The sequence below is a fragment of the Aurantiacibacter arachoides genome, assembly GCF_009827335.1.
In the GTDB taxonomy this organism is placed as follows: domain Bacteria; phylum Pseudomonadota; class Alphaproteobacteria; order Sphingomonadales; family Sphingomonadaceae; genus Alteraurantiacibacter; species Alteraurantiacibacter arachoides.
On record NZ_WTYH01000001.1, the window covers coordinates 336,917 to 356,045 of the forward strand.

General features: G+C 68.1%; 18 protein-coding genes. 6 read left to right on the forward strand and 12 right to left on the reverse strand.

The annotated features are described in order from the left end of the window. The first annotated feature begins 45 nt into the window (after window positions 1-45). The 3 genes from GRI62_RS01725 to tilS all read left to right on the forward strand — a co-directional run bounded on the left by GRI62_RS01725 (window position 46) and on the right by tilS (window position 2,993). Window positions 46-984, forward strand: coding sequence for a helix-turn-helix domain-containing protein (locus GRI62_RS01725; protein WP_234027338.1), 939 nt, complete (start codon window positions 46-48; stop codon window positions 982-984). A gap of 109 nt (window positions 985-1,093) precedes the next feature. Continuing rightward, window positions 1,094-2,050, forward strand: coding sequence for a tol-pal system YbgF family protein (locus GRI62_RS01730; protein WP_131451716.1), 957 nt, complete (start codon window positions 1,094-1,096; stop codon window positions 2,048-2,050). After that, window positions 2,028-2,993, forward strand: coding sequence for a tRNA lysidine(34) synthetase TilS (gene tilS / locus GRI62_RS01735; RefSeq protein ID WP_131451717.1), 966 nt, complete (start codon window positions 2,028-2,030; stop codon window positions 2,991-2,993). Before GRI62_RS01730 ends, tilS begins: the two co-directional genes overlap by 23 nt. Window positions 2,994-2,996: 3 nt before the next feature. On the opposite strand, the gene GRI62_RS01740 is transcribed toward tilS, so the two are convergent. The 8 genes from GRI62_RS01740 to GRI62_RS01775 form a co-directional block, all read right to left on the reverse strand. Further along, a complete protein-coding gene (locus GRI62_RS01740; RefSeq protein WP_131451718.1) occupies window positions 2,997-3,695 on the reverse strand; it encodes a L,D-transpeptidase family protein in 699 nt (232 codons plus the stop codon). Window positions 3,696-3,786: 91 nt separating this feature from the next. Continuing rightward, the gene (locus tag GRI62_RS01745) at window positions 3,787-6,561 is read right to left on the reverse strand and encodes a phosphoenolpyruvate carboxylase (protein WP_131451719.1); all 2,775 of its coding nucleotides are present in this window, start codon (window positions 6,559-6,561) and stop codon (window positions 3,787-3,789) included. Next, window positions 6,558-7,187, reverse strand: a complete 630-nt coding sequence (eda, locus tag GRI62_RS01750; protein WP_131451720.1) for a bifunctional 4-hydroxy-2-oxoglutarate aldolase/2-dehydro-3-deoxy-phosphogluconate aldolase — start codon at window positions 7,185-7,187, stop codon at window positions 6,558-6,560. Before eda ends, GRI62_RS01745 begins: the two co-directional genes overlap by 4 nt. After that, window positions 7,184-8,191, reverse strand: a complete 1,008-nt coding sequence (glk, locus tag GRI62_RS01755) for a glucokinase (protein ID WP_131451721.1) — start codon at window positions 8,189-8,191, stop codon at window positions 7,184-7,186. Before glk ends, eda begins: the two co-directional genes overlap by 4 nt. Next, window positions 8,191-10,020 carry a phosphogluconate dehydratase gene (edd, locus tag GRI62_RS01760; protein WP_131451722.1) on the reverse strand — a complete coding sequence of 610 codons (1,830 nt, stop codon included), beginning with the start codon at window positions 10,018-10,020 and terminating at the stop codon, window positions 8,191-8,193. Before edd ends, glk begins: the two co-directional genes overlap by 1 nt. After that, complete coding sequence (gene zwf, locus GRI62_RS01765; protein ID WP_131451723.1) at window positions 10,013-11,455, reverse strand: glucose-6-phosphate dehydrogenase; 1,443 nt, start codon at window positions 11,453-11,455, stop codon at window positions 10,013-10,015. Before zwf ends, edd begins: the two co-directional genes overlap by 8 nt. A 143-nt stretch (window positions 11,456-11,598) precedes the next feature. Next, on the reverse strand, window positions 11,599-12,399 hold the full coding sequence (locus GRI62_RS01770; RefSeq protein WP_131451724.1) for a transglutaminase-like domain-containing protein: 801 nt from the start codon (window positions 12,397-12,399) through the stop codon (window positions 11,599-11,601). A 56-nt stretch (window positions 12,400-12,455) separates the two neighbouring features. Beyond that, window positions 12,456-12,872 carry a secondary thiamine-phosphate synthase enzyme YjbQ gene (locus GRI62_RS01775; protein WP_131451725.1) on the reverse strand — a complete coding sequence of 139 codons (417 nt, stop codon included), beginning with the start codon at window positions 12,870-12,872 and terminating at the stop codon, window positions 12,456-12,458. A gap of 20 nt (window positions 12,873-12,892) precedes the next feature. Here GRI62_RS01775 and GRI62_RS01780 point away from each other — a divergent pair, with 20 nt between their 5' ends. Together GRI62_RS01780 and GRI62_RS01785 are read left to right on the forward strand one after the other, a co-directional pair. After that, complete coding sequence (locus tag GRI62_RS01780; protein WP_131451726.1) at window positions 12,893-13,507, forward strand: alpha-ketoglutarate-dependent dioxygenase AlkB; 615 nt, start codon at window positions 12,893-12,895, stop codon at window positions 13,505-13,507. A gap of 33 nt (window positions 13,508-13,540) precedes the next feature. Beyond that, window positions 13,541-13,744, forward strand: coding sequence for a hypothetical protein (locus tag GRI62_RS01785; protein WP_131451727.1), 204 nt, complete (start codon window positions 13,541-13,543; stop codon window positions 13,742-13,744). A gap of 18 nt (window positions 13,745-13,762) precedes the next feature. Here the strand turns inward: GRI62_RS01785 and GRI62_RS01790 are convergent, their stop codons facing one another. The 4 genes from GRI62_RS01790 to rimO form a co-directional block, all read right to left on the reverse strand. Then, window positions 13,763-15,871, reverse strand: a complete 2,109-nt coding sequence (locus tag GRI62_RS01790) for a TonB-dependent receptor (RefSeq protein ID WP_131451728.1) — start codon at window positions 15,869-15,871, stop codon at window positions 13,763-13,765. A 48-nt stretch (window positions 15,872-15,919) separates the two neighbouring features. Further along, window positions 15,920-16,120: a hypothetical protein gene (locus GRI62_RS01795; protein ID WP_131451729.1), complete on the reverse strand. Its 201-nt coding sequence runs from the start codon at window positions 16,118-16,120 to the stop codon at window positions 15,920-15,922. Continuing rightward, window positions 16,117-17,262, reverse strand: a complete 1,146-nt coding sequence (locus GRI62_RS01800) for a PepSY-associated TM helix domain-containing protein (protein ID WP_131451730.1) — start codon at window positions 17,260-17,262, stop codon at window positions 16,117-16,119. Before GRI62_RS01800 ends, GRI62_RS01795 begins: the two co-directional genes overlap by 4 nt. Window positions 17,263-17,331: 69 nt before the next feature. Next, on the reverse strand, window positions 17,332-18,702 hold the full coding sequence (gene rimO / locus GRI62_RS01805; RefSeq protein ID WP_131451731.1) for a 30S ribosomal protein S12 methylthiotransferase RimO: 1,371 nt from the start codon (window positions 18,700-18,702) through the stop codon (window positions 17,332-17,334). A 49-nt stretch (window positions 18,703-18,751) separates the two neighbouring features. On the opposite strand from rimO, the gene GRI62_RS01810 reads away from it, so the two are divergent. Continuing rightward, on the forward strand, window positions 18,752-19,120 hold the full coding sequence (locus tag GRI62_RS01810) for a DUF1761 domain-containing protein (RefSeq protein WP_131451732.1): 369 nt from the start codon (window positions 18,752-18,754) through the stop codon (window positions 19,118-19,120). Window positions 19,121-19,129: the final 9 nt, after the last annotated feature.

The window sequence follows — 19,129 nt, forward strand, 5'->3', positions numbered from 1 at the left end:
CAAGAGGGTTCGCAACCGATCCCAGCAGCCCCCACCGCTGGAGCCATGATGTCCGACACTACCGTACCGCCAGTGCAAGACGCAGCGCCTGCCGCGCCCCCCGGCGTGGGTGCGCAGCTGCGCGCCGCGCGTGAGGCGCGCGGGCTTACGCTCGATCAGGTCGCTGCCGACACGCGCATTTCGCGGCGCTATCTCCAGCACCTGGAGGCCGGCGAGTTCGAAGAACTGGCTGGCAAGACCTACGCCATCGGCTTTGCCAAGACCTACGCCAAGACGGTGGGCCTGCACGAAGGCGACGTGGCAGCGATGGTGCGCGCCGAGCTGGGCACGGACCGCGCCTATGACAGTCAACGGCTCAAGACCCAGCAGGGCTCGTTCGAACCGGGCGATCCCGCGCGCACGCCGGGCGGCAAGCTGGTGTGGTTTTCGCTGTTCGCGGTGGTCTTGCTGCTGATCGGCATCTTCTTCGCTGCCCGCGTGCTGTTCTCCCCCGCCGCCGAGCTTCCCTCGCTGACCGAGCAGGAGGCGCAGGAACAACGCGAAGCCGCGCTCGCCGCGCAGCAACGATCCGCCCGGCAGCCGCAGCAGGGGCAGGGCGGGGCGGCGGCAGCGCCCGGTGGCCCGGTCGTCTTCACGGCAGAGGCCGAGGCCTGGGTGCGGTTCTACGACGCGCAGGGCCGGGTGTTGAACGAGACCGTGCTGAACGAAGGCGAAAGCTACCAGGTGCCCGCCGATGCCGACAATCCGATGGTCGTCACCGGGCGCCCGCAGATGCTGGCGATTACCGTTGGCGGACAGCCGGTGGCCAAGCTCAGCTACGAGCAGGAAACCGTGAGCGACGTGCCGGTCAGCGCGGCCGCGCTGCTGGCGCGCCAGCCTACCCGCACGACGCGCGGCTTCGGCGGCGCGGCGGCCGACGGCTCTCCCGCGCCCGCAGCTTCGCCAGCGCCTGCCGCGACTGGCCCCGAGCCTGACGCGCAATAGGCGGGGATTACCCGGCGAAGCGAGGTTTCGCCGGTTAGTTAATGCCCTATCTTGGCGCGGCGTGGCACCACGCGTGCCGAAACGAAACGCAAATGGAGGAAAAGTGGCGATGAAGGCGATGCGCAAGAGGCTGGCGGCGACCACGGGCGCGGCCCTGGTCATGATCCTGCCGCTCGTGGCGATCCCGGCGCAGGCGCAGGCGGACCAGCGGTTGCAGCGGCTCGAACAGCAGATCAGCGCGCTCCAGCGCGCGGTGTTCCCCGGCGGGGACGAGCGCTATTTCCAGCCCGAGATCACCCCGCAGCAGAACCCGCAGACTACCGACACGTCGCCGAGCACATCGGCCCTGACCGGCGTGCTAGAGCGGCTGGAATCGATCGAGCAGCAGGTCGCCCGCCTCACCGCTGCCACCGAGGTGAACGAAAACGCGCTCTCCGCCATGGAGGCACGGCTCGCCGCGCTCGAGGGAGGACGCGCCGCTGTGAGCGCACAGCCCGGTTCGATTTCGACGCCCAGCGGCGCCATCGCCACCCCCGGTGCCGGATCGGGTTCCGCCGCGCTGCCTAGCCCGCCGCCCCAGGGCACCCCGGCGCCGACCCCGACCCCGGCCCCCGCCGCCACGCCCAGCCCGGCGCGCGTCGCCGCGGTCGCCGCCATCACCAAGCCGGTCACCGGCGACCAGGGCGAGGATGAATACACCTACGGTTTCCGCCTGTGGGACGCGGGCTTCTTCCCCGAGGCGCAGCAGCAACTGGCGCTTTATCTCGAAAGGTATCCGAGCCATCGCATGGCCAGTTACGGCCGCAACTTGCTGGGCCGCGCCTTTCTCGACGCCGGCGACGCGCGCGGGGCGGCGACGCATTTTTTCGAAAACTATCAGAACGATCCGCAGGGCGCGCGCGCCGGTGACAGCCTGCTCTTTCTCGCCCAGTCGATGATCGCGCTGGGCGATACCCGCCGCGCCTGCATCGCGCTGGCGGAATTCGGCGATACCTACGCGGCGCTGGCGACCGGGCGCCTGTCCACCACGTACGCGGGCCTCAATGGCCGGGTCGACTGCGATTGATCCCGAACTGGTCGGGCGTTTCCGGGAAGCGCTCGAGCGGTTGAACGGCGGCGGCGCGCGGATCGGCCTTGCGGTCAGCGGCGGGCCGGATTCGATGGCCATGCTGCTGCTGGCGCACGCGGCGATCCCCGGTCATTTCGCGGTGGCGACGGTCGATCACGGCCTGCGTCCGGATGCGAAGGACGAGTGCGCGCTGGTTGTCGCGGCCTGCGAGGCGCGCGGCGTGCCATGCACCGTGCTGACGGTCACGGTAGCCGCGGGCAATGTGCAGGCCGAAGCGCGCAAGGCGCGTTACTTGGCACTAGGCGAGTGGGCGGAGGATAACGCCTTGCCCGCGGTCGCCACCGCGCATCATGCCGACGATCAGGCCGAGACACTGCTCATGCGGCTCAACCGGGGCAGCGGCGTATCGGGCCTCGCGGGCGTGCGCGAGGTGACGAACTTCATTGGCACAGGGTATTATGCAAGCGTGATCCGCCCGCTGCTGGCGTTCCGCCGCGCGGAACTGCGCGACGTGGTCGAGCGGGCTTGCCTGGCAGTAGCGCACGATCCCTCGAACGAAGACCCTGCCTTTGACAGGGTGCGCATCCGCCGCGCCCTGGCGGCGTGCGACTGGCTCGATCCGCTGGCCCTGGCGCGGTCCGCCAACCATCTTGCCGACGCCGAACAGGCGCTGCACCAGTATCGCCAGCAGTTGTGGGAACAGGCAGTCACTTACGACGACGGCACGTTCCGCATGCGCGCCGATGCAGGGCCGGAAATGGCCTTGCGGGTGATCGGCTTGGTCATGCGCGACCTCGGCGGGAATGCGCGCGGAGCGGACCTTGCAGGGCTGGTGGCGAAGCTGCGGAACGGGCAGGGCGGCAACGTGGGCGGCGTGCTCGCCACGGTCGAGGGGAATGACTGGGTCTTCCGCCGCGAACCGCCGAGGCGGACGGGCTGAGCCTCAGCCCTCCTCGCGGTGATCCAGCGAGCCGCCGACGCCCGTGCGCACGCCATCGGTAATGATGACCACGTCGCCCAGCTGCGCGATCTCGTAGATCTTCGATACGAAGGCATCGGGCGTGCCGATGCACCCGTGGCTGGCGTAGCCGCGTTCGACTGTCGATCCGCCGTGGATAGCTACCCCGTCCCACGTCAGCCGCATCGTCCAGGGCATGGGGGCGTTGTTGTACTGTTCGGAAATGTTGTGCCGCTCCTTGGTGAGGATCGGGAACACCCCGGTGGGGGTCGGGTGATCGGGCGAACCGATCAGCACGGCGGCCGCGCCAATCTCGTATCCGCCGCGAAACACGCTGAGCACCCGCGCCTGCAAATCCACGGTCATCACCAATGGGCCGGGTGGCACGCCCTCATCGTCCCAGTGCCATTCGCCATAGCGGATGGGTCCGTCGATCGGCAGCACGCGGCGGATGACGAAGGGATCCTCGGGATCGTAGGAGGGCGTTTCCTGCACCACCTCGCCGGCGACGAAAGCCGGTTCCGCGGCGGCATTGCCGTTCGGCGTGGCGAGTACGTCCTGCGCGGCAATGGTGGCCGGCGCGGTGTCCTGCGCCTCCAGCGGGTTGCCCAGGAACAGCGTGCTGCCGATCAGCGCGGTTATCGCCAGCGTCAGTCCGCCGATCCATTTCATGCCACGGTCCATGCAACGCATCTAGGCGCAAGCCGGCGCGATTGACACCCCCGCCCGCCCCGCGTCCCGATATCGGACGGCTCGGGTTGGGGGTCTGAAAGGCTCAGCCGTGCGCGCCGAACACGTTGGCGATGGCGGTGGAAATGCGCAGCGAGAGCGCATGGGCGCGCTCGATCGGGTCGATGAAGTCGCGGTGGATTGCCCCGTAGCCCTCGTCAGACCCATCCGGCCAGTCGGCTGGCTCGGCAAGATCGAACCTGTCGAGGCGCGGAAAGGCCACCGGATAGGCGCGCCGCAGCTGCGCCAGGGCATCGTCGATGCGCAGGGTGAAGACCATCTCCAGCACGTCGTCCCGGCTGACATCGTTGGCACGGCTGAAGGCCGGCACGCTGACGGCGCGAATGAACATGGCCTGCAACAGGGTGAGCCGCAGCGCCTGCAGCACGCCGATCATGCGGCGCTTTTCCTCGCGGTTCTCGGTCGGCTGGTCGTCGGGCACATGGGCGAGCAGGCGGTGCAGCTTCATCGCATCCACGCGCAACCGGCTGGCGAGGCGGCGGAACACGCCGACCCGATCATCCTTGACGAGATATTCGCTCAACGCTTCGCAGGCGGCGGTCAGGTGCGTCTCGGTGCCGCGATAGGGGCGGCTGGCCCAGTAGGCGGAATTGAACAGCTCGCCATAGGCGGCGACGGTCTTGACGCTGGCCAGCGCGTTGGCGGCGCGCACCAGCCGCACGAGTTCGCGCCCGCGCGCGCTTTGTGCCAGCAGCGCGCCCAGTTCCTCGTACTTGCCTTCTGCCGCCTCGCCGACCCCGGCGATCACGTTCACCGGGTAGCCGAGCTGCTGCAGGATGGCGTTGTGCGGGATGGCGCGGATCTGCCGCAGCGACATGTCGCGATCCGCGGACAGGTCGCCCTGGCGCCGGCTCACGCGGCTGCCGGTGGAGTTCAGCAACCCAAGGCCAAAGGCGGTAATAGCCCGGGCATAGGTGCGGCTTTCCAGGTGACCGCGCTGATGGTCCTTCACCGCGCGATAGAAATCGAGGCTGATGTCCGTCCGGCGATAGAACGGATCGGTCGGGGCATCGGGATCCGTCTCGGACGGTCGCAGGCAGGCGATGCGGGTGAGAGTGGCGCGCGCCAGATCGGGCGTGGCGAACCACAGGTAACCGTCGCCACCCTGAAAGCTGACCTCGGGTTCCAGCGCGATGCCCGCACGGGCGAAACGGCGCTTGGCCCAGGGCGACAGCGGCCAGTCGAGACGGTCCGCGAGCGTGGCAGGATGGGCGCCGCGGCCCATGCTTTCGCCGTGGGTGTTGAAGATCAGCGCGGCAACATCGGTCAGCCCGTTGGCCGCCATTGCGTCCGACAGGCGACCCTGCAACCGCTCGATCGCCAGGCTTGCAGGGATCTGCCCGACGAAGCGCCCCGCGTCGGAAAATCCGGTCTGGATCGCCACCCGGCCGCGTTGCCGTGCATAGTCGCGATAGACTTCCTCCGCCAACAGCTCGTCGAGGAAGCGGCCGCCGTGCTCGAGCGCGGTCTCGGTCTCGAAAAGAGGCGAGATATCCACCTTGTCGGCAATACCGAACAGCTTGGCGAAATAGAGTGCGGCAAGGACGGTGGCAGGTTCCTCGCACTCGGCGATCAGCATCCGGATCGGTGCGTCGGCGTCGATGTGATGGAGGATCTGCGCCATGGCCAGGAACTGCCGGATCGCGGTGGAAGCCTCGATGGCGACCGCGCCGAAGTTCGTGCGATGCGGCCGTATCGCGGCGATCGCGTCACGCAGGTGCACCACCGCGCCCTTGCTGGCAAGGTCGAGCGTGCCTTGCGGGTCGATGCGCCGGCGGATGGCGTTGTGCAACTGCTTGGCATTCACCCGGAAATGGATCCAGCCCATGCCGAGCCCGTCGGCGCGCATCGCCGCGGCAAGCGTCAGCAGGCGGACGGCGCGCTGCGTGTCTCCGGTCATGCCCGCCTCGCGTTCGAGATGGGCGATGAAGGGAGCGAGGCTGGTCAGGCGGTGAAGCCCGTGCGCGGTCAGCCGGTTGGCCGCCTGCGACAGGCGCGCGGGATCGGCAAGGTCGCCGGCGAAATCCGCCGCCGATGCCGCGGTTTCGTCTTGGGCAGGACGCAGGACATCGAGCAGTTGGTGACGTGGGTCGATGGCCTCCAGCGCGGCGATGTAGCGTGCCAGCCGCTCGGCCTTTTCGGCGAGGCGGAAGGCGATGGAGGTGGCCCAGCCGATATCGGTGCGCCCGTCCATGTCATAGCCGACCCAGCTGGCAAAGCGGAACGGCAGCGGGGCAAGGGTTCGCCAATCGTCGGGCCATTTTCGTGCGGCGTGGGTGAGAACCTGCGCCACGATGGCATCGCGCGCGTCCTGCGCGTGGGCGATCGCGCGCATGGCCTGCGCGTGTTCGTAGGCAAGGGTGACCTCGGGCCGGTCGCTGCCGGTTACGCCGGGGTCGATGGTGCCATTTCTCGCCGCCGCCCCGGCCACGGCGGCATGTTCAGCGGGCGTCAGCAGGAACGTCGGATGGGCGGTGAACACGGCGTGGAGCTGGGGGCTTTCCCAGCGCGCCCTGAACGTGGCGAAATCGGGCGCGTCCAGGCTGTCCGCGAGAGCCCGGGCGTTCGCATCCTCACCGATGGGCGCGACCATGCGGTGCGTCCGGCGGGCGCGTTCCTCCAGCGCAGCGACTTCCAGTTCGGCGATGGCAGCTTCCATGTCGTCCAGCGACAGCGTGCCGTCTTCCAGCTCGCGCGACATATCGTGCGCAAGCTGGAACACCGGGTTGAAGAGCGGCGTCTCCTCGGTGCGCTGGTGGATCTGCTGAAGGCGCTCGGTCAGGTCGCCGACGCGGCTCACAAGGCGGCAGCCTCGCGGGCCAATCGGGCGATTGCGTCGGGCGAGGCACCCTTGGGCGCAACCCAGCTCCCGCCGACGCAGAGCACCGGATCGAGGGCCAGCCAATCCGCCGCGTTCTCCAGGCTTACGCCGCCGGTGGGGCAGAACCTGCACTGGTAGAACGGCGCGGCGAGCGCCTTCAAGGCCGGAATGCCGCCGTTCGCCATGGCCGGGAAGAACTTGAAGTGGCTCAGCCCCAGGTCCATGCCGCGCATGATGTCACCGGCGTTGGCCACGCCGGGCAGAAACGGCACGCCGGCCCGGATTGCCGCTTCGCCGAGCCGCTGGGTCAGGCCGGGGGAGACAATGAACTCGCTGCCCGCGTCCATCGCCGCCTTGAGCTGATCGGGGTTGGTCACCGTGCCCGCGCCCACGATAGCGCCGGGGACCAGGTTCATGCGGCGGATCGCATCGAGTGCCTGCGGGGTGCGCAGCGTCACCTCAAGGACTTTCAGCCCACCTTCGACCAGCGCCTCTGCCGTTTCACGCGCATGGCCGACATCGTCGATCACCAGCACCGGGATCACCGGGGCAATGCGCATCACCCGGTCGATCTCCTGCGGATCGTAATGCTGGACGTCCTTCATCGCGCGTCTCCCTGGATCTGCCGGTCGTGCTGCTGGAAATAGGCCGCCGCCGCGCCGAACAGGCCGGGCTGCGGATGAGTGATGAGCTTGACCGGGATCGCCGCCATCATGGTCTCGAACCGGCCCTTGGCGCGGAAGCGTTCGGCAAAGCCCGAGCGCGGCAGGTGATCGCGCAGCCGGTATCCCAGCCCGCCTGCGATCACGACGCCGGCAAAGCCGCCCTGTGCCAGCGCGGTATCACCCGCCACTGCGCCCAGCGACAGGCAGAAGCGGTCGATGGCGGCGGCGGCAAGGCTGTCCGATCCGTCCATCCCGGCGGTCCAGATGGTCACATCGTCCTGCGCCAGCACCGCACGGCCTTCCAGCGCGGCAAGCGTTTCGTAGATGTCGACGATGGCGGGGCCAGCCACCACGCGTTCCACCGACACGCGGGTGTGGCGCTTGCGCAGGCGGGCAAGGATCGCATCCTCGATCGGGTCCAGCGGGGCGAAATCGACGTGCCCGCCCTCGGTGGCGGAAACGCGGTAGGTGCCATCGGGCTCGCGGTAGAGGTGGGCCACGCCCAGCCCCGTGCCGGGGCCCAGCACGCTCAGCCGGCCGGTCTTGCCCAGCGGTTCGTCGGGGCCGGTGAGATGGATGAATTCGTCGCACCCGGCGCGCGCGACGGCATGGGCCACGGCTTCGAAATCGTTGACGATGGTGAAGCTGGAAACGCCCAGCTTCTCCTCCACCAGCGCCGGGCGGATGATCCACGGATTGTTGGTGAAACGGATGACCTGCCCACCGACCGGCCCGGCGATCGCCATGGCAACCGCATCGGGCAGCACGCCGCCCTTGCGCGCGCGATAATCCTCCCACGCGGTCTGGAAGCTGGCGTGGTCCTCGGTGTGGAGTGTGATCGGCTCATCGAGCGTGATGGCGCCATCGGGCGCGCGGGTGGCGATGGCGAAGCGGGCGTGGGTGCCGCCGATGTCGACGGCGACGATCCGGGTCACGGGCGTCATCACAATCCTGCGCTGGCGAGCATGGCGCTGCCCCCTTTCTCGGCCTCGTCGGCAAGGTGCCGGAACATGGCGAACAATTCCCGGCCCGTGCCGACGGCGGCGGCAGGGTCGGGCGCGGGGGTGCGCTGCGAGAGATCAGCGCTGGTGGACAGCGTGCCGGTCTCTGCGCAGACGCGCACCATGTCACCGTCGCGTAGCAGGCTGAGCGGTCCGCTGCGTCCCCCGGCTCCCGCATAGGCTTCGGGCGAGACGTGGATGGCGGCGGGCACCTTGCCGCTGGCGCCCGACATGCGCCCGTCGGTGACCAGCGCCACGCGGTAGCCGCGGTCCTGCAGCACGCCCAGCGGCGGGGTCAGCTTGTGCAGTTCGGGCATCCCGTTGGCGCGCGGACCCTGGAAGCGCACGACGACGACCACGTCCCGGTCAAGCTCGCCACTGGCAAAGGCGACGGCGACGTCGTGCTGGGTCTGGAACACCCGGCAGGGTGCCTCCACGGTCCAGCGCGCCTTGTCGACGGCGGAGGACTTGAAGCAGGCGCGCCCCAGGTTGCCTTCGAGCAGCCGCATCCCGCCATCGGCCTGGAAGGGATCGGTGGCCGGGCGCAGCATTTCGGCGTCGCCGCTCTTGCCGACCTCGCGCCATGCCAGGGCATCGCCGTCCAGCCCCGGCTCGCGCGCATAGTCGGTCATGCCGCGGTCCTGCGCCACGCCCATCACGTCTGCGTGGGCAAGCCCGGCACCGAGTAGTTCACCGATGACGTAGCCCATGCCGCCCGCCTCGTGGAAATGGTTCACGTCGCCCGATCCGTTGGGATAGACGCGCGCGATCAGCGGGACCGCGTGGCTGAGTTCGGACAAGTCCGTCCAGTCCACCTGGATGCCCGCCGCGCGGGCCATCGCCGGGATGTGGATCGCGTGATTGGTGCTGCCGCCCGTCGCCAGCAGGCCGACCATGGCGTTGACCACGGCCTTTTCGTCCACGCACTGGCCGATCGGGCGATAGTCGTCGCCGTCCTGGCCGATGGCGGCCACGCGGTGGACGGCTGCGCGGTCCAGCGCCTGGCGCAATTTCGTGCCGGGCTGCACGAAGGCCGCGCCGGGCACGTGCAGGCCCATCAGTTCCATCATCATCTGGTTGGAATTGGCCGTGCCGTAGAACGTGCAGGTGCCGGGCGAGTGATAGCTGCCAAGCTCCGAATCGAGCAGTTCGGCGCGGGTCGCCTTGCCCTCCGCATAGAACTGGCGAACGGCCTGCTTGGCCTTGTTGGAAACGCCCGAGGGCATGGGCCCGCTGGGCACGAACACCGCGGGCAGGTGGCCGAACCGCAGCGCGCCGATCAGCAGGCCGGGCACGATCTTGTCGCAGATGCCCAGCAGCAGCATCCCGTCGTACATCGCGTGGCTCAGCGCGATGCCGGTGGCCATGGCGATGGCGTCACGGCTGAACAGGCTGAGCTCCATGCCGGTCTCGCCCTGCGTCACCCCGTCGCACATGGCCGGCGTGCCGCCCGCCACCTGCACCGTGGCGCCGATCTCGCGCGCGTAGATCTTCAGCCGTTCGGGATAGCGATAATAGGGCGCATGGGCGCTCAGCATGTCGTTATAGCTGGTGACGACCCCGATGTTCGGCCCGCGATGCAGCTTGAGTGCTTCCTGGTCCTCCTCGGCCCCGGCAAAGGCGTGGGCGAGGTTGGAGCAGCTGACCTGGCTGCGTTCGGGACGGTTATCCGCCTCGCGCGCGATCAGGTCGAGATAGCGGCGGCGGCCGTCCTTCGATTTCGCGATGATGCGATCGGTGATGCGGGCGACGGTCGGATCAAGATCATTCATGCCAGCTTACCCCGTCACGTTCGGCAAGGGCGATGGCCGCCGAAGGCCCCCACGATCCTGCGTTGTAGGTCTTGGGCGTCTGCCCCTCGTCGGCCCAGGTCTTGCGGATGGCATCGATCCAGCGCCACTGCGCCTCCACCTCGTCGCGGCGGACGAACAGCGTCTGTTCGCCGTGCACGAGATCGAGCAGCAGCCGTTCGTAGGCGATGCGCTTGACCTTGCCGGTAAAGGCATCGGGCATGGTAATGTCCAGCGGCACCTCGCGCAGCACCATGCCATCCTGTTCGATGCCGGGAACCTTGGCCATCAGTCGCAGGTGCACGTTCTCCACCGGCTGGATGCCGATGACGAGGCGGTTCTGCTTTAGCCTGGCGCCTGGGAAGATCGAATGGGGGACGGGTGCGAACTGCACGACAATCTCGGTCACCCGTTCGGGCATCCGTTTCCCGGTGCGCAGGTAGAAGGGCACACCCTGCCAGCGCCAGTTGTCGATGTGCGCTTTCAAGGCGACGAAGGTCTCCGTTTCGCTGTCGCGGCCCAGTTCCTCGTCGTAGCCGGGCACGATCCTGCCATCCGCCGCGCCGCCGCGATACTGGCCCGTCACGCTTTCGTCGGCGGCGATGGGGCGAAGGGCGCGCAGCACCTTGACCTTTTCGTCGCGCACGGCGCCCGCCTCGAAGCTTCCGGGCGGCTCCATCGCGACCAGGGCGAGCAGCTGGAGCATGTGGTTCTGCACCATGTCGCGCAGCGCGCCCGCGTTCTCATAGAAGTCGGCGCGGCTTTCCAGCCCCACGGTTTCGCCCACGGTGATCTGCACGTGCTCGATATGCCGGGCGTTCCACAGCGGTTCGAACATGATGTTGGCAAAGCGCAGCGCGATGAGGTTCTGCACCGTCTCCTTGCCGAGGTAGTGATCGATGCGGAAGATCCGGTCCTCGGTGAACGCGGCGGCAACGGCATCGTTGATGGCACAGCTCGATTCCAGATCGCTGCCCAGCGGCTTTTCCAGGCAGATGCGCGCGTGCTCGTCCGCCAGGCCGTGGGCGGCAAGGCCCTCGATCGTCGCCTTGAACAGGCTGGGCGCGGTGGACAGGAAGATCGCCACCTCGCGATCGCCCTTTTCCTTGGCGCCTACCTTGGCGGCAAGCTCGGCGTAACCTTCGGGTGTGGTCACGTCGAGCGGCTGGTAGAGCAGCCGGGCTAGGAAATCGTCGATGCCGCCGCGCCGTTCGGCGGGCAGGTAAGTCTCGATAGCCTCGCGCGCAAAATCACGGAACTGCGCGTCAGACAGGTCGGACCGCGCGGTGCCGACGATGCGCAGTTCCTCGTGCAGCAAACCTTCCCCCGCCAGCGCGCAGAGCGATGGCAGGAGCATCCGCTGCGACAGGTCGCCGGTGGCCCCGAACAGGATCAGCGTGTCGGCGGTCGTGGTCATGTTCGTTGCAATCCCTCAAACGGCAAAGTCGGCGCGATCCCTTGTTGCAACGCAACACGTCTGGCCCGAAAGCGCAATCCCCGGATCACAGGCGCACCCGCAGATACCCGTTCTTGTGAACGTTAACAAGAAGCGTCCCCGGACTAGTCGGTTTCCTTGACCACGATTTCCTTGTCGCCGAACTGGTTCATGCCGAACGTGGTGAGGAAGCTGACATCCGCGGCGTCCCGGCCGATGCCGATCTTCGCCGTGTGCGCGGGGTCGGCCATGCCGGTTGCATCGACGATGTACCACGCACCGCCACCCGGCGTCGTGGGGTCGCACAGGAACACCTCGGCCACGGCGTGAAAATCGGGCGGGGTCACGCCGGGCGCGAAGCAACTGACGTAGCGCGCCGGGATGGTGCTCGCCCGGGCAAACGTCACCATGACATGGGCATAGTCACGGCAGATCCCGCGCCGTTCGACAAAGGTGTCGAGCGCGGTGGTCGTCGCGTCGGACGATCCGGGGGTGTAGTGGAAGTGGTTGGCGATCCAGTCCCGCATGGCGACCACGCGTTCGCCGCCCGACAGCTTGCCGAATTCGTCCTCGACGAAGGCCTGCATCCGGTCGGCCTGGCAATACCGCGAATCGAACAGATACTCGACCGCTTCGCCCGGCAGATCATGCGGGTCGAGCGCGGAGAGCTGGCCAAGGTCGGGCACCAGCCGCTTGACGTCCACCCGTGCGCGGTAGTCCACCGCATACTCCCCTTCGGCGCGCACCCAGATGCGTTCGCCGACATCGTCCTGCGCGGGCACGCGCGCGGTGTGGATGGCGGGGGAGAGCTTCGTTTCGCTGGAGAGGATGGTCTGCTCGGGAATGTCCGCCGCCTCGAACTGCAGCAGCAGGTCGGTCGGGCGTTCGAGCGTAAAGGTGAATTTCGCGGTGATATCTATCGGCATGATGGGCGAACGGGCGGGAAGGGCTGCGGTTTCGCCCGTCGGCAAAAAGGTGGCAATCAGGCGCCGATGATCTGCACCACGATTTCGCGGGAATGCGGCGCGCGGCGATGTTCGGCAAGGTAGACGCCCTGCCAGGTGCCCAGCGTCATCCGCCCGTCCGCAACCGGGATGGACAGCGAAACGCCGGTGAGCAGGCTGCGGACGTGGGCGGGCATGTCGTCCGGCCCCTCGCTGTCATGCTCGTATCCGGCACTCTCCGGCGCGATCGTCGCCAGCCAGCGCAGCAGGTCGCGCTGCACGGCCGGGGCGGCATTCTCGTTGATGAGCAGCCCGGCGCTGGTATGGCGGCAGAACAGGGTCACGATACCGGTGGCGATGCCACTGTCGGCCACCCGGCGCGCGACCTCGCCGGTGATTTCGTAGAACGCCTGGCCATGGGTGTGGACGGTTATGCGGGTCTGGGCTTGCTGCATGATGCCCCCATATTGCAGGCATGAGCGCACAGGGCGACCTCTTTGGCGATACGGCGGGCGAGAGGCCCGCGATCCCCGGCCTGGCGCTGGTGCCCAATGTAATCGACGCTGCCCAAGAGGCAAGACTCATCGCGGCCATCGATGCCGCCCCGCTCACGCCGTTCAAGTTCGGCCAGTGGGAAGGCAAGCGGCTGACGGCGAATTATGGCAGCGCCTACGATTACCAGCGCGCAACGCCCATACCCGCCCCGCCGCTGCCGGGCTGGCTGCTGGACCTGAGGGGCAGGCTGGCGCCGCTGGCAGGGCTGGAGCCCGATGCGCTCGTGCAGGCGCTGGTGATACGCTACGATCCGGGTGCCACCATCGGTTGGCATCGCGATCGTCCGCAATATGGCGAGGTGCTGGGCCTGTCGCTCGGCGCGCCCGCCACCATGCGCCTTCGCCGGCGGCGGCCCGATGGCGGGTTCGATCGCATGACATTCCCGCTGGAGCCCCGCGCGCTCTATCGCCTGTCGGGCGAGGCGCGCGACGGTTGGGAACATTCGATTGCCGCGCTGGACCAGCCGCGCTGGTCGGTGACGTTCAGGACCATGCGACAGGCACATCCCCGGAACCCGGCGAGTCGCGGTTCGTAGATTCCCCGGAGAAACCCGCAAAGGAGAACGACGATGGCGAAGAACACCGGCGAGGGCTATCGCGAGGGATCGGTGGACAACCGCACGCAGGTGCACAATCCTGTCACCAACCAGTTCGTGAAGCGCAACCGCGATCCCGAAAGCGGGGGCAACGGCCAGTTCATGGACGTGAAGCAGGACGGCGAACCCTTCAAGGGCGTCGCCCACGAACCCGACGGACGCCGGCGGCGCGGCTGACCGCGCCGCCATCAGCCTTCAGAACGCGATGGAGGCAGACGCCTTGACCGTGCGCGGGGTGCCCTGCAGCAGCGCGGGGTTGAACGCATCGAAAGCGCTGGCCCAGTAGGCCTCGTCCGTCACGTTATCGACCGTCAGCCGGAGCGTCACGGGCGCCTCGCCCGCGGCGAAGACGTAACGTGCACCCAGGTCGAACACGGTCCAGCTGTCGAGTTGCAGGGTATTTGCGGCATTGGCCTGCTGTTCGCCGGTATGCGTGACGCGGCCATTGAGCGTCAGGCCGGGCGCGAAGGGCAGGTCCCACTCGACGTTGGCATTGGCGGCGAGTTCGGGAACGCCTGGTGCCTCCAGCCCGCTTTCCAGTTCGGCCTCCGCCAGTGCGAGTCCGGCGATAACGCGCAGGCCCTGCGCGACCTCGCCGTTCAGCGTGAATTCGACGCCGCGATTGCGCTGTTCGCCGAGGTAGGCGAACCGCGTGCCACCCGCGCCGTCGTCCTCGAACCCGTCGCCCGGCCGCTCGATCTGGTACAGGGCCAGCGTGGCGAAGATCGACGGGTCGAAGTAGAACTTGCCGCCGACCTCGTACTGCGTGGTCATGCGCGGGGCGAGCACTTCGCCGGGATTGGTGATGTCCGGATCGAGCGGCGCGACGGCGCCTTGTTGCAGCGCCTCGATGTAATTGGCGTAGAGCGACAGGCCCTCCATAGGCTTCACCACGAGGCCGGCGACTGGAGTAACCGCGTCCTCGGTGTATTCGGTGGTGAGGGCGCCGCCGAAATAGCTGAAGCTCTCGACATCGATGCTCTGCCAGCGCGCGCCGAGCGTCAGCAGCACGCTGTCGCCGAGGAAGCCCAGCGTATCGGAGGCAAAAACGCTGCCGAGCTGCTTTTCGGTAATCGGAAACGGATTGTCGAGATCACCGCCGGCAAAAGCGCGCGGCTGGATGGCGACCTGCACGGGGTCATAGAGGTTGGTGTCGAACGGCGTGAAGAAGTCGTAGGCCGTGCGGTCCTGCTGCCAGACCATGTTGCCGCCGGCGTTGATGGTATGCGTCAGGCCGCCGGTGGCGAAACTGGCGCGCAGACCTGCCTCCACTGCTTCGGCATTCTGTTCGTAGGGAATGTAGGAATGGAAGCCGCTGGTGGCCGCACCGGTCACCGCGTCGGTCACCTGGATGCCGCCGTATATGCCTTCCTCGTCCCCACGTCGCGCACCAGCCTTGCCATAAAGCAGGACGTCTTCGGCCAGGTCGTATTCCAGGGCCAGCGTGCCGAACACGTCGGTCAACTCGGTATAGGTGTAGTCCTGCGCGTAGTTGGCGCTGGCATCGGGAACGGCGGGCAGGGTGGCCGTGGTGAAGCTGACCTTGGGGCGCAGGCTGTCGATGCGCACCTCCTGATAGGCGAGATCGAGCGCGGCGCGGAAGGCCCCGCCGTCGTAGTCGAACGCACCGCCCAGCACCTGCGCGCGGCGATCCTCGCGGTCGACGGAAACTTCGCCATCGCGATAGGCGCCGTTTACCCGCACGCCCCATTCGCCGCCCGCGCCGAACCGGCGGGCAACGTCGAAGCTGCCGCCGATGTGGCCGTCGCCGACGAAAGTGGCGGTGGCGCGGGTCAGGTCCTCGTCGGCGCGCTTCAGGAGCAGGTTCACGCTGCCCCCCAGGCCCGATCCGCCCGGCGCCGCGCCGTTCAGAAAGGCGCTCGCCCCGTTCAGCACCTGCACCTGGCCGAACAGCTCGGGCGCGATCAGCTGGCGCGGGGCCACGCCGTAGAGGCCGTTCACGCCCACGTCGTCACCGAACAACGAGAAGCCGCGGATGACGAACTGCTCTGCCGCGTTGCCGAAGCCGTAGGTGGTGCGCACGGTGGGATCGTTCTCCAGCACCTCGCCGATGGTCAGCGGCTGCTGGTTGTAGATCAGCGTCTCGTCAAAGCTGCGGATGTTGAAAGGCAGATCCTCCGCTGCCACGTTGCCGAGCGCGCCGGCATCCCCGCCGTTGACGACCTCGGTGGCATTGTCGCGCTGCGCGGTGACGACGATGGCGTCACCCTCTTCCTGCGCGGCGGCAGGCTGCGCGATGGCGGCGGCGAGCGCGAGGGTGGAGGCGGCGAAACGAAGGGTCATGATCGGTCCTGTCTGTGTCGAAATCGGGGAATCGGGTGAAGATGAAGGTCAGCCGCGCCGCGCCCAGGCGATCGCGAGTGCGAATAGGGGGAGGGCGACCAGCACCCAGGCCAGCACATCACGCGCGCCAGAGCCTGTCAGCCCGATGACGAGCCCGGCCAGCGTCGCCAGCAACAGCGCGGCGGGCACGGCAAAAACGCGGGGGTAGGAAACGCTGGCAGCGCGGCGATGGCGAGCGGCGGGGATCATGCGGCGGACCCTTGCGCGATTTCCTCTACGCGGCGCGCGGTATGATCGGGACCGCGACGCAGCCACAGCATCAGGCCGGTCCACAGCACCCAGATCGTCAGCAGCGTCATCGCCGCCCAGATCAGTTTCAGCACCAGCCCGCCGTAGTCGCCGAAGTGCAGCGGCTTCGACAGCATCAGCGCCTGGTTCAGCGCGGGCATCTCGCGCGCGTCGGTCAGCGCGCCGGTAGCGGCATCGACCAGCGCCGGGGTCAGCAGGTGGCTGGTGAGCGGCCGGTCGCCCTGGAAGAAGATCGCGTAGTGGTGCCCCGTGCTCCACGCCCCGCCGGGAAAGCCGATGAACTGCGGCGAGCGGCCGGGCAGCGCCGCCTGCGCCGCCGCCATCGCCGCGTCGAGCGAGCCGTAATCCGCCGGTGCCAGCGGCGCCTCCCCGGCGTAGCGCGCGGTCATCGCGGCAAGCTCGCCGTTCTGCCAGCTCTCGGTCACGGGATCGGCCAGCGCGTTGATGATGCCGGTCGCGCCGACCACCAGCATCCAGCCCAGCGCCACCACGCCCACCAGGTTATGCCGGTCAAGCGTGCGCACCCGCGCGCTGCGCTTTTCCCGCAGGGTGCCAAAGGCAAGACGCCGCATGAAGGGCGCATAGAGCACCGTGCCCGAGATGAGCGCAAGCACGAACAGGAACCCCATCGCGCCCAGGAACAGCATGCCCGGCAGGCCGAGGAACAGGTCCGTATGGAGCGTGAGGACGAAGTCCATGAAGCCACCGGTCGGCGCGGGGCCGAGGGCCGTTCCGGTGGCGCGGTCGAAGAACAGCAGCGTCATCGCCTCGCCAGGGGCATCGGGCGCGGGGCCGGTGGTCACGGTCAGCAGCGGGCTGTCCTGGCTAAAGGCCATGAACAGTGGCACCTCGCCCGGACGATCCGCCAGCGCGCTGGCGAGCATGGCATCGAGTGGCTGGCCAGCCTCGGCCGAGGGCGGACCGGCCAGCGCAGCCTCGTAATCCTCGCCCAGCGCGGCATCGATCTCGTCATGGAAGACCAGCGGCAGGCCGGTGAGGCACAGCATCAGTAGGAAGGCGGTCGAGACGAGGCTCGACCACTTGTGCATCAGGAACCAGAATCGAATGGAGCGCCGCGTCATCGCGGGCGGCGCTACGGCCGCGAAGCGCAGTCGTCAATGATAATCATTCGCAATAGCAGCGATTGACCGTCAACTGTCCGCGATCACTCCGAACAGGTCGTGGGCGTCGGCATCCTCGATCGTCACCTGCACCACGTCACCCGCCGCCAGGGTGGCCGGCACGTTGCGCAGGAAGACCTGGCCGTCGATTTCCGGGGCGTCGGCTTCGCTGCGACCGGTGGCGCCGATGTCGCCGTCCTCGTCCGGAGCACCGACCTCGTCGATGATGACGGGAAGCGTGCGGCCCACCTTGGCCTCCAACTTGGCCGTGCTGATCCGCTCGGTCAGTTGCATCAGGCGGGCGAAGCGTTCTTCCTTGACTGCCTCGGGCACCGGGTCGGGCAGGGCATTGGCCGCCGCCCCCTCGACCGGTTCGAAGCGGAAGGCGCCTACGCGGTCGAGCTGGGCCTCCTCCAGCCAGTCGAGCAGGTAGGCGAAATCGTCCTCCGTCTCTCCGGGGAAACCGACGACGAAGCTGGACCGCACGGTGAGATCGGGGGCGATCGCGCGCCAGTTCTTCAGCCGTTCGAGCACCTTCGCCTCGTTCGCCGGGCGGCGCATGGCCTTTAGCACCCGTGGCGCGGCGTGCTGGAAAGGGATGTCGAGGTAGGGCGTGATCAGCCCTTCCGCCATCAGCGGGATCACCGCGTCGACGTGCGGGTAGGGATAGACGTAGTGCAGCCGCACCCAGGGCGGGGCGCCTTCCGGTGTCCTGAGCTGGCCCAGTTCGCGGGCAAGATCGGTCATGTGCGCGCGGACGGGATGGCCCTTCCAGTCCCGTTCCTCGTGCCGGGTATCGACTCCGTAGGCCGAGGTGTCCTGGCTGATGACGAGCAATTCCCTGGTCCCTGCCGCTACCAGCTTTTCCGCCTCGCGCAGGACCGCATCGATACGGCGGCTGGCGAGCTTCCCGCGCAGCTGCGGGATGATGCAGAACGCGCAGGAATGATTGCAGCCCTCGGAGATCTTGAGGTAACTGTAATGGCGCGGGGTCAGCTTCACGTCCGGCTGGGGCACCAGGTCGATGTAGGGCCCCTGCGAAGGCGGCGCGGCGGCATGCACGGCCTCGACCACGTCCTCGTACTGGTGCGCGCCGGTGATGGCGAGGACCTTGGGATGGCGCGCGCGGATCAGGTCCGCCTCGTCGCCCATGCAGCCGGTCACGATGACGCGGCCGTTCTCGGCGATGGCCTCGCCGATGGCGTCCAGGCTTTCCTCCTTGGCCGAATCGAGGAAACCGCAGGTGTTCACCAGCACCACGTCGGCGCCGGCGTAGTCCGCGCTCATGGCATAGCCGTCCGCGCGCAGGCGGGTGAGGATGCGTTCGGAATCGACCAGCGCCTTGGGGCAGCCGAGCGACACCATGCCGACTTTCTTCTGATCGGGTATCTGGGTGGCCATGATGGCCGCGCCCCTACACCCGATGCCGCCGATGCGCTAGGGGCGGGCGATGGGACCTGTAAACTGGATCGCCGTGCTTTGCGCATGGCTTGTCGCGGCAGCGGTTGGCCTCGCCTTTTACGGCCGCGCGGCGACGCCTTCGCGCCAGTTGGCGCGCCACGCCATTGCCGCGCTGCTGCTGTTGCTGACCGCGGCCATGATGGGCCACATGTTCGCCCGCGTGGGCGATGCCACGCTGGCGGCCAAGCCCTGGCTTTATCCGATGATGAGCGGCGGGCTGGCGCTGGCCTTTACCGGCCCGGCGCTGTTCATCGCCTATGCAAGGCGCGACCTGGCGCAGGGTGCGGCGTGGAAGGATTACGGCGTGTGGGTGATCACCTATCTGGCGATGGGCGGCGTGTTCTGGGCCGCGGGTTAAAGCCGCACG